The organism is Williamsia sp. (assembly GCF_016462415.1).
GTDB lineage: Bacteria > Actinomycetota > Actinomycetes > Mycobacteriales > Mycobacteriaceae > Williamsia_A.
On sequence record NZ_JAEMTF010000049.1, the window covers coordinates 1 to 9,133 of the forward strand.

At 69.0% G+C, this 9,133-nt stretch carries 9 protein-coding genes; 6 read left to right on the plus strand and 3 right to left on the minus strand.

Annotated features, from left to right (window positions below; genetic code table 11):
• Together JHC79_RS13270 and ccsB are read left to right on the plus strand one after the other, a co-directional pair.
• Window positions 1-1,698, plus strand: a 1,698-nt coding sequence (locus JHC79_RS13270; RefSeq protein WP_296391508.1) for a cytochrome c biogenesis protein ResB, incomplete at its 5' end; no start/stop codon positions are given.
• Window positions 1,699-1,705: 7 nt separating this feature from the next.
• A complete protein-coding gene (gene ccsB / locus JHC79_RS13275) occupies window positions 1,706-2,704 on the plus strand; it encodes a c-type cytochrome biogenesis protein CcsB (protein ID WP_296391509.1) in 999 nt (332 codons plus the stop codon).
• A 156-nt stretch (window positions 2,705-2,860) separates the two neighbouring features.
• Here ccsB and JHC79_RS13280 read toward each other — a convergent pair whose 3' ends face one another.
• The 3 genes from JHC79_RS13280 to JHC79_RS13290 form a co-directional block, all read right to left on the minus strand.
• Entirely contained in the window at window positions 2,861-3,259 is a 399-nt protein-coding gene (locus tag JHC79_RS13280; protein WP_296391560.1) for an XRE family transcriptional regulator, read from the minus strand.
• Between the two features lie 260 nt (window positions 3,260-3,519).
• Window positions 3,520-3,828, minus strand: coding sequence for a hypothetical protein (locus tag JHC79_RS13285; protein ID WP_296391564.1), 309 nt, complete (start codon window positions 3,826-3,828; stop codon window positions 3,520-3,522).
• A gap of 58 nt (window positions 3,829-3,886) precedes the next feature.
• Window positions 3,887-4,129, minus strand: coding sequence for a BldC family transcriptional regulator (locus JHC79_RS13290; protein WP_296391512.1), 243 nt, complete (start codon window positions 4,127-4,129; stop codon window positions 3,887-3,889).
• A gap of 204 nt (window positions 4,130-4,333) precedes the next feature.
• Between JHC79_RS13290 and JHC79_RS13295 the strand changes: the two genes are divergently transcribed.
• From JHC79_RS13295 to JHC79_RS13310, 4 genes are read left to right on the plus strand one after another with little or no spacing between them, the layout of a single operon-like run.
• A complete protein-coding gene (locus JHC79_RS13295) occupies window positions 4,334-4,711 on the plus strand; it encodes a DUF4229 domain-containing protein (RefSeq protein WP_296391513.1) in 378 nt (125 codons plus the stop codon).
• A complete protein-coding gene (locus tag JHC79_RS13300; RefSeq protein ID WP_296391514.1) occupies window positions 4,708-5,844 on the plus strand; it encodes a PLP-dependent cysteine synthase family protein in 1,137 nt (378 codons plus the stop codon). Before JHC79_RS13295 ends, JHC79_RS13300 begins: the two co-directional genes overlap by 4 nt.
• 32 nt (window positions 5,845-5,876) lie before the next feature.
• Window positions 5,877-6,560, plus strand: coding sequence for an ABC transporter ATP-binding protein (locus tag JHC79_RS13305; RefSeq protein ID WP_296391562.1), 684 nt, complete (start codon window positions 5,877-5,879; stop codon window positions 6,558-6,560).
• Window positions 6,561-6,592: 32 nt separating this feature from the next.
• On the plus strand, window positions 6,593-9,118 hold the full coding sequence (locus JHC79_RS13310; protein WP_296391516.1) for an ABC transporter permease: 2,526 nt from the start codon (window positions 6,593-6,595) through the stop codon (window positions 9,116-9,118).
• Window positions 9,119-9,133: the final 15 nt, after the last annotated feature.

The window sequence follows — 9,133 nt, forward strand, 5'->3', positions numbered from 1 at the left end:
ACCACAGGCGACGCTCCCACGCCGCCGCCCGCGCCGACGTGGAAGCGTCGCCTGTGGTGGCCGGCCCGCAACACGTGGCGGTCGCTGACCTCGATGCGCACCGCGCTCGCGCTGCTGTTCCTGCTCGCGCTGGCCGCGGTGCCCGGGGCCCTGCTGCCGCAGCGCTCGCTCAACGAGCAGAAGACCGCCGCCTACATCGCCGACCACGGTCTGCCCGCGCGGATCATGGACCGCCTCGGTCTCTTCGAGGTCTTCTCCAGCATCTGGTTCACCGCGATCTACGTGCTGCTGTTCATCTCGCTCGTGGGGTGTCTGACGCCGCGCATGATCGAGCACGCCAAGTCGCTGCGCGCCCGCCCGGTCGCCACCCCGCGCAACCTGACCCGCCTGCCCCGCCACGAGCGTCACGAGGTCGAGGGAACGCCCGAGGAGATCGGGCAGCGGCTGATGGGCAACCTGCGTGGCTGGCGCAAGGTCTCCTCCACGGTCACCCGCACGGACGCCGACGGGACCACCCGCGAGGTCGTCGAGATCTCGGCCGAGAAGGGCTACCTCCGCGAGTTCGGCAACCTCGTCTTCCACTTCTCGCTGCTGGCGCTGCTGGTGGCGATCGCGGCAGGCAAGATCTACGGCTACGAGGGCACCCGCATCCTCGTCGCCGACGGCGACCAGGGGCTGTGCAACACCTCCACCGCGGTCTACGACTCCTTCCGCGGCGGCAACCTCGTCGACGGCACCCAGCTCGCGCCGTTCTGCGTGCAGGTCGACTCGTTCAAGGCCGACTACCTGCCGAACGGTCAGGCCGACCAGTACTCCGCCGACGTCCGCTACCAGACCGGTTCGGACCTCGACACCGGCGACTCCAAACCGGCCACCCTCAAGGTCAACGACCCGCTGCGCGTCGTCGGGGACCGGGTCTACCTCCTCGGTCACGGATACGCGCCCACCTTCACCGTCACGTTCCCGAACGGGGAGAAGCGCACCCAGACGGTCCCGTTCACCCCGAACGAGGCGGTCACCCTGCTGTCGTCGGGCGCCGCGCGCTTCGACACCCCCGGTGGGCTGTACCCCAACGAGGACGTGCGTCGGAAGAACCAGATCGCGCTCGAGGGACTGTTCGCGCCCACGGCCCTGTACTCGGGTGCCAACAACACGCTGCTGTCGTCGTCGTTCCCCGATGCCCGCGACCCCGCCGTCGCCATCCGCATCTACAAGGGCGACACCGGTCTCGACACCGGCCGGCCGCAGAACGTCTATTCGCTCGATCAGAACCTGATCAACCAGGGGCGCCTGATCCAGAAGGACCAGGTCAACCTGACGCCCGGTCAGACCGCGACGATCGACGACGGCACCAAGGTCAGCTTCGACGGCTTCCAGCCGTGGGTGTCGCTGCAGGTCTCACACGACCCCGCCCAGCAGTACGTGCTGATCTCGGCGATCGCGATGTTGCTGGGGCTGCTGGTGTCGCTGCTCATCAAACGCCGCCGCGTGTGGGCCCGGCTCACGCTGTCGCACGGGCCGTCTCCGGCGGCGGCGGATTCAGCCACCGGCGACAAACGACTTACAGTAGTAGAGATGGCGGGTCTGGCCCGCACGGATCAGGCCGGCTGGGGCGAGGGCTTCGGTGACCTGGTGAAGCGGTTGCTGGAGATCGACGAACCAGCGCGGACCGGACGACGCACGACCAGCGAGAGGTGACTGCGGAGTGAACAACATCGACGAGGGCGTGTCCCGGTACTCCGACCTGCTCTTCGGCACGACGCTGACGCTGTACGTGCTGGCCATGATCATGTTCCTGGCCGCACTCGCCTCCACGCGCTCGCGCGCGGTGAGCCCGGCCGAGGAGCAGAGCAGCAACGTCCTGGTCAAGACGGGTGCGGGCAGTGCGACCCCGCCGCCCGCGGCGATCGACCGGACGCCGGGCAAGGTCGGTGCGCGCGAGCGGACCGGCTTCGGCGACCGGATCGCGAAGATGGCCTTCCCGGTCGTGATCCTGGGGGCGCTCGCGCACCTCGGTTCGATCGTCACCCGCGGCGTGGCCACCGACCGCATGCCCTGGGGCAACATGTACGAGTTCATCAGCCTGTCGTGCGTCGCCGGGGTGATCGCGGGCATCGTCGTGCTGCGTCGGCCGGAGAACCGTCCGCTGCTCTCGTTCGTCCTGGTCCCCGTCGCGCTGCTGATGTTCATCGCCGGCCGCTGGCTCTACACCCAGGCCGCCCCGGTGGTACCCGCGCTCAAGTCGTACTGGCTGGCCATCCACGTCTCGATCGTCTCGGTCGGCTCCGGGGTGTTCCTGGTCTCCGGTGTGGCCAGCGCGCTCTACCTGATCAAGCTGCGCTACCCCGAGGCCGGCGCCGGCGTGTGGGGGCGCGTGCTCGAGCGCATCCCGAGCGCGCAGGCCCTCGACCGCCTCGCCTACAAGACCGTCGTCTTCGCGTTCCCGCTGTTCGGCCTCGGCGTCATCTGTGGTGCCATCTGGGCCGAGTCGGCCTGGGGCCGCTTCTGGGGCTGGGATCCCAAGGAGACGGTGTCGTTCATCGCCTGGATCATCTACGCGGCGTATCTGCATGCCCGCGCGACCGCCGGCTGGCGCAACACCTCGGCCGCGTGGATCAACATCGCCGGCTTCGTCGCGATGCTCTTCAACCTGTTCATCATCAACCTGGTCGTCTCGGGACTGCACTCCTACGCGGGGCTGTGAGCCACGCGGGTAGGTGAGCCACGCGGGTAGGTGAGACGCGCGGGTGGTGAGTCGCCCAGGCGAAAATCGTCGTCAGAGCGAGCCATTCGTGCCAGAAACTAAAAACCGGGTGCGACGACAAATTGGGGATTGTCGCGCCCGGGAAACGGGTAGCGGCTACGCCTGATCCTTGACGCGGTCGGCCTGCTGCTTCTTGACGACCTTGAGCAGCTCGATGACGACATCGATGGTCGACTCGGAGAGCTCCTCGTGGCGGAACGCGGCCAGATGCGCGCCGGTCTCGGCGGCCATCGCGACGTACTCGCGCTGCTGCTCGACGCGCTTGAGGTCCTCGTCCGGGTCGGAGAGGAAGTAGGTGACGCTGATCTCGAACGCACGCGAGATCGCCTCCACCGTGCGGAACGACGGTGTCTTCGCCTTCCCGGTGCGCAGCTGCGAGATGTAGGCGTCGCTGAGCGTGTAGCCCAGGCGGTTGGCCTTCAGCGCTATCTTCTTGCCCGTGTACGGAATACCGTTCTCGTCGCGGACGGTCTCGAACAACTCGTTGAGACTCATGGCGAAAGTACGTCCGGTGTTCACATCGGTCGTCGTGGTCATTCGTGCTCCCCAAACTTCTCGAAGCCGACCGCGGACGGCCGACTCCTACAGCAGATTGAACTCGCGTACCGCACTTCGTGATCGCGGATTACTCCAGGCGAAGACCGGTTACGGTTCGACTCTACCTTTTGAGGTCGTAAACGAGATGCCGCATTCAGGCGATCGCAGATATTCGCGATCGCGAAGACGACATGGGTGCTGCAGTCGGGAAATCGCGTCTACGTGGACGCGCCCGGGCGGGGGTCGTCACGGTGCGGTGCGCCGCCGGTGGAATCGTCGTCCGGACGCGGTGTGTGGGGATCGGCGTCGGGCGTCGAGGAGTCGTCGGGAGGGGTCGCGGGTCCGCCCGAGGTGGGGCGGGGGCCACGCCGGCCGCTGCGGTCGAGGTCGAGTAGGAAGTCGGTGTCGTCATCGGGTCCGATGGGGCCACGACCCCGCGTGACGGTGTCCTTCGGCTGCGGGCCGAATGCTTTCCAGACCAAGTAGGAAACGGCGACCGCCCCGATGAGAGCGAACAGATAGATCACAAGCAACCTCCACATGTACCCGGTAATTCAGGGTACGGGAGGTTGCGTGCGAGATGTTCTAGTCGGTCTTGCGGTTGAGCAGGGCGACGACGTCGGCCTCACGGAATCGGCGGTGGCCACCGGGGGTACGGATCGCTCCCAGCAGACCCGAGCTGGCCCAGCGCGCCACGGTCTTGGGGTTGACGTTGAACATCGCGGCAACCTGTCCCGGCGTCAGGGTGTGCTGGCTCGCGGCGCGCGGCGTGATGGGCATCGCGCTCGACGTCATCGCGGAGATCGGGTTGTGGTTGATGGCAGTCATAATCTGTCTCCTCATGCTGTGTCGGGCCGCTGGGTGGGACCGCGATCGCAGGAGCTCGGTCGGTGCGGCCGGTGGCCGCTCTGGCGTTGCCCTCCAACATGATTACACCGAGATTGCAAGGTGTTCGAACGGTCAGCTGTTGGTAAATCAATGGTAAAAATCGGGCATCGCGGTCGTCGCGGCCCCGGGAAGTACCCTGACGGGGTGAGTGAACGCGAGAACAACGCCGCCGGCCCCGGACGTCGACTGGCCATCCGACTGGCCCTCTACACCGCTGCGCGGCTCGGGCTCTTCGTCGTCGTGGCGGCCCTGATCTACGGCATCGGGCACCTCGCCGGGGTCGACGTCCCGATCCTGGTCGCGGGCATCTTCGCCGTCGTGATCGCCCTGCCGCTGGGCATGCTGCTGTTCAAGCGGCTGCGCACCGAGTTGAACATCGCGATCGCCGACGTCGACGCCGACCGTCAGGCCAAGCGCGACGCGCTGCAGGGCCGCATGCAGGGCATGAACGGACCCAAGGCCGGTGGCCGGAAAGCAACGCGCCCAACCGATCCCGGCACGGGCTCAGAGCGCGGAGCATGACCGCCGCCGGTCGGGCGTCGGCGTTGGTGGACCACCGGGGATCGCGCGCGTGGGTGGACACGGCGATCCGCCTCATCGAGGCCGACGCGACCCGGAGTGCCGACACCCACCTGCTGCGGTTCCCGCTGCCGGAGTGGGCCCGGTTCGTCGGCGCCGACGGGTCGCCGACCGGGATCGATCTCTACCTCAAGGACGAGAGCACCCACATCACCGGCTCGCTGAAACACCGGTTGGCCCGCTCGCTGTTCCTCTACGCCCTGTGCAACGGCTGGATCACCGAGACCACACCGGTGATCGAGGCGTCGTCGGGCTCCACGGCGGTGTCGGAGGCGTACTTCGCGGCCCTGATCGGGGTGCCGTTCGTCGCGGTGATGCCGCGCAGCACCTCGTCGGCCAAGGTGGCGCTCATCGAACGTCAGGGTGGGCGGTGTCACTTCGTGGACCGTCCCGGCGAGGTCTACGCCGCCGCGGCCGGCCTGGCCGACGAGCTCGGCGGGCACTTCATCGACCAGTTCACGATGGCCGAGCGGGCCACCGACTGGCGCGGTAACAACAACATCGCCGAGTCCATCTACAGCCAGCTCGCCCTCGAGACGCACCCCGTCCCCACGTGGATCGTGGTCGGCGCCGGGACCGGTGGCACGTCGGCGACGATCGGGCGCTACATCCGCTACCGCGGGCACCCCACCTGGCTGTGCGTCGTCGACCCGGAGAACTCCGCGTTCGCCCCGGCCTACGCGTCCGGGGACGGCGCCACGGTCTCACCCGTCGGCTCGCGGATCGAGGGGATCGGCCGACCGCGGGTCGAGCCCTCGTTCGTCTCCCAGGTCATCGACACCATGCTCACCGTGCCCGACGCGGCGTCGGTGGCGACCGCGCGCCTGGTGGGTGACACCCTCGGCCGCCGGGTGGGCCCGTCGACCGGCACCAACGTGTGGGGCGCGTTCACGCTGATCGCCGAGATGGTGGCCCAGGGCCGCGGCGGCAGTGTCGTCACGCTGCTCTGCGACGGCGGCGACCGCTACGCCGACACCTATTTCGACGACGGCTGGGTAGCCGCGCAGGGCCTGGAACTCGACGCCCCGCGTGCCGTGCTCGACGAGTTCGTCGCGACCGGCCGGTGGCGCGGGTGACCCAGGCCGACCCCGGCGCAGGCGCCGGCCCGATGATCGAGGCCGTCGACCTGGTTCGCGAGTACCGGATGGGTGAGCAGCGGGTGCGCGCGCTCGACAACCTGAACCTCACGCTCGACGGCGGACAGTTCGTGTCCATCGTCGGTCCGTCGGGGGCGGGCAAGTCGACGCTGCTGCACGTGGTGGGTGCGCTCGACGTCCCCGACTCGGGCACCATCCGCGTCGACGGTGAGGACATCGGCCGTCTGACCGACGATCAGCAGTCCGAGTTCCGCAGGCGCAAGGTCGGATTCATCTTCCAGTTCTTCAACCTGGTCCCCACGATGTCGGCGTGGGAGAACGTGGCGCTGCCGCGGCTGCTCGACAGCACGCCCCTGCGGAAGTCCAAGGCCGACGCCATCGACCTGCTCGAGCGGGTCGGTCTGGGCAACCGCGCCGACCACCGACCGTCGGAGCTGTCCGGCGGTCAGATGCAGCGGGTGGCCATCGCCCGGTCGCTGGTGATGAACCCGCGGATCGTGCTGGCCGACGAACCGACCGGGAACCTCGACTCGCACACCGGGCAGGCCATCCTCGACCTGCTCGGCGGCCTGGCCCACGACGACTCCGGTCGTCTCGTCGTCATGGTGACCCACGACGCAGGCGCGGCCGCGGTCGCCGACCGCTCGGTCACCGTGCGCGACGGGCGGATCGAAGAATCCGCCGACGCACCGTGACGTCCCGCTTCGTACCCGCCCGCCTGAATCCCGTGCCCGCGTGGACCCGGGTGCGCGTGCTCAACCTGCGCGAGCTGCGCAGCCACCGACTCCGGGTGATCACCTCGCTGATGGTCATCATGGTGTCGTCGATGCTGATCGTGGCGGTCCTGGGTACCTACGGATCGCTCAGTTCCTCGGTGCGACAGCTCAGTTCGACCGTGTCGGGCTCGGCCGACCTCGACGTCAGCGCGATCGGCGACAGCGGCCTCGAGGAGTCGCTCGTGGACGCGATCCGGCGCGAGGTGCCGCAGGCCGCCACCGTCGCCCCGCTCGTGCAGTCGTCGGTGTCGATCGACGGTGAACAGGTGTCGGTGCTCGGTTCGGATCTGACGATCCTCGGGCTCGGTGGCGCGATCCGGTCGGTGCTCACGGCGCAGTCGGGCGGCGGTGGGGGAGTGTCGTCGTCCGAACTGACCTCCGGCATCGCGGTCGGTCCGGGGCTCGGCTACCGCGTGGGGCAGCGGGTGAGTGTCAACGGCGTCGACGCCGAGGTCACCCGCGTCGTCGACTCGGATGCGGCCGCGCCCATCAACAACGGGCGGTTCATCGTCGCGTTCCTCCCGTTGGCGCAACGGATCACGCAGCAGAGCGGGCGGCTGGACTCGATCCTGGTCAAGGCCGCCCCCGGCGTCGACACCGACACCCTGCGCGCCGACATCGAGCGGGTCGTCGACGGGCGGGCCGTGGTCAACAACCCCGACTTCCGCGCCAAGCAGGTGGAGACGGCCAGCGCGGTCACCCGGGACTCGACACTGCTCGTCGCGCTCATCTCGCTGGTGATCGCGGCGTTCCTGGTCTTCAACACGATGAACATGGCGGTGGCGTCGCGCCGCAAGATGCTGGCGATGGTCCGGGCCATCGGGGGCCGGCGCGGGCCGCTGGTGCGTGACCTCATCGGCGAGGCGGCGCTGTTCGGACTCGTCGGTGGACTGATCGGGATCGGTTTCGGCGTGCTGGCCGGTCGGTGGTTGATCGGGCGGTTGCCGTCGGTGACGGCGGAGGGGTTCGGCGCGACGCTGACCTATCACCTGCCCTGGTACGTCGGGCCGGTCGCCGTCGTCGCCTGTGTGCTGGCGTGTGTGGCGGCGAGTGTGCTCGCGGCGCGGTCGGTGTTCGCGCTGTCACCGATCGAGGCGATGGTGCCGGGCGAGCTGAGTGCCCGCGACCGCGGGCCCGGGGTGATCGAGTGGGCGGCCGGGGTCGGTGGCGTCGCGCTGGTGGCGGCCGGCTGGGTCATCGCCTACACGGTGCAGGGACGGTTGGTGTTCGCCGCCGCGGTCGTCTCCAGCATCGGGTCGTTGCTGTTCTTCTTCGCGATCACCAAGCCGCTCGTGCGCGCGGTGACCGCGCTGGCGTCGCGGTTCGGTGGGCCCGGGAAGCTCGCCGCGGTCAACACCGAGCGCACCCCGCGTCGGGCGTGGGCGACGTTGATGACGGTGTCGGTGGCCGTGTCGGTGGGGATCGGGACGTCGGGTGCGATGAACGACCTGGTCGGTTCGGTGTCCGGTGCGCTCGACGGTCTCGCCGACCCCGATCTCTACGTCTCGTCGCAACCGGTCGAGAACATCCCGAGCGGGCCGATCCTCGACTCGTCCATCCGCGACCGCGTCGCGGCGGTTCCCGGTGTCGAGCGCGTGGTCGGTGGGCAGTGGGCGACGGTCAACCTCGGCGAGGCCAGGATCCTGATGCAGGGGCTCGCGCCGGGCATCCAGGCGCCGTACGTCAAGAAGGCCTCGCCCGAGGTCGTGCAGCAGGTGCTCGACGGCAAGGGCATCATCATCTCGAAGGTGCTCGGTCGCGCGTTGGACGCCGGCGTCGGCGACGAGATCCGGCTCGCCACGCCCACCGGCTTCCACACCCTGAAGGTCCTCGAGTCCGTCGACTACGTGACCCTCGACTCGGGCACGGCCGCGATGTCGGAGTCGTTGCTGGCGCAGTGGTTCCAGCGCCCCGGCAACAGCTTCCTGCAGGTCACCTACGCGCCGGGGGTCGACGAGGCGCAGGTCCGTTCCGCGGTCGACGCCGCAGCGACCTCGGCGGCGGGTGGTGCCTCGCAGCCCGTCTACGTCTACACCGGCGAGGAGACCCTCGACGCGACCCGCGCGTCAGTCGAGCGGTCCGGCGCCTTCACCATCGCGATCCAGTGGATCGTGGCGCTCGTCGCCGCGGTCGCGTTGCTCAACACGCTGTTGCTGTCGGTGATCGAGCGCCGACGCGAACTCGGGGTGCTGCGGGCCATGGGTGCGTCGCGGACGTTCATCTCCCGGATGGTGCTGGCCGAGGCCGCGGCGATCGCGGCCGTCGGGTCGGTCCTCGGCGTCCTCAGCGGCGAGCTGCTACATGTCATCAGCGACAAGGTGCTCGGCGTGACCACCTCGGTCGACATCGGCTACGCGCCGCAGTACTCGACGATCCTCTACGTCGTCGTCGCGTTCGGACTCTGCTTCGTCGGTGCCTTCCTGCCCGCCGCCCGCGCGGCCCGCATGAACATCAGCGAATCCATCCTCGACGAGTAGCGAGCGAGCCCGCCC

Coding starts and splice junctions, on each gene's coding strand:
- JHC79_RS13300 (WP_296391514.1), top strand. CDS start 4,708: ATGACCGCCGCCGGTCGGGCGTCGGCGTTGGTGGACCACCGGGGATCG.
- JHC79_RS13280 (WP_296391560.1), bottom strand. CDS start 3,259: ATGAGTCTCAACGAGTTGTTCGAGACCGTCCGCGACGAGAACGGTATT.
- JHC79_RS13305 (WP_296391562.1), top strand. CDS start 5,877: ATGATCGAGGCCGTCGACCTGGTTCGCGAGTACCGGATGGGTGAGCAG.
- JHC79_RS13290 (WP_296391512.1), bottom strand. CDS start 4,129: ATGACTGCCATCAACCACAACCCGATCTCCGCGATGACGTCGAGCGCG.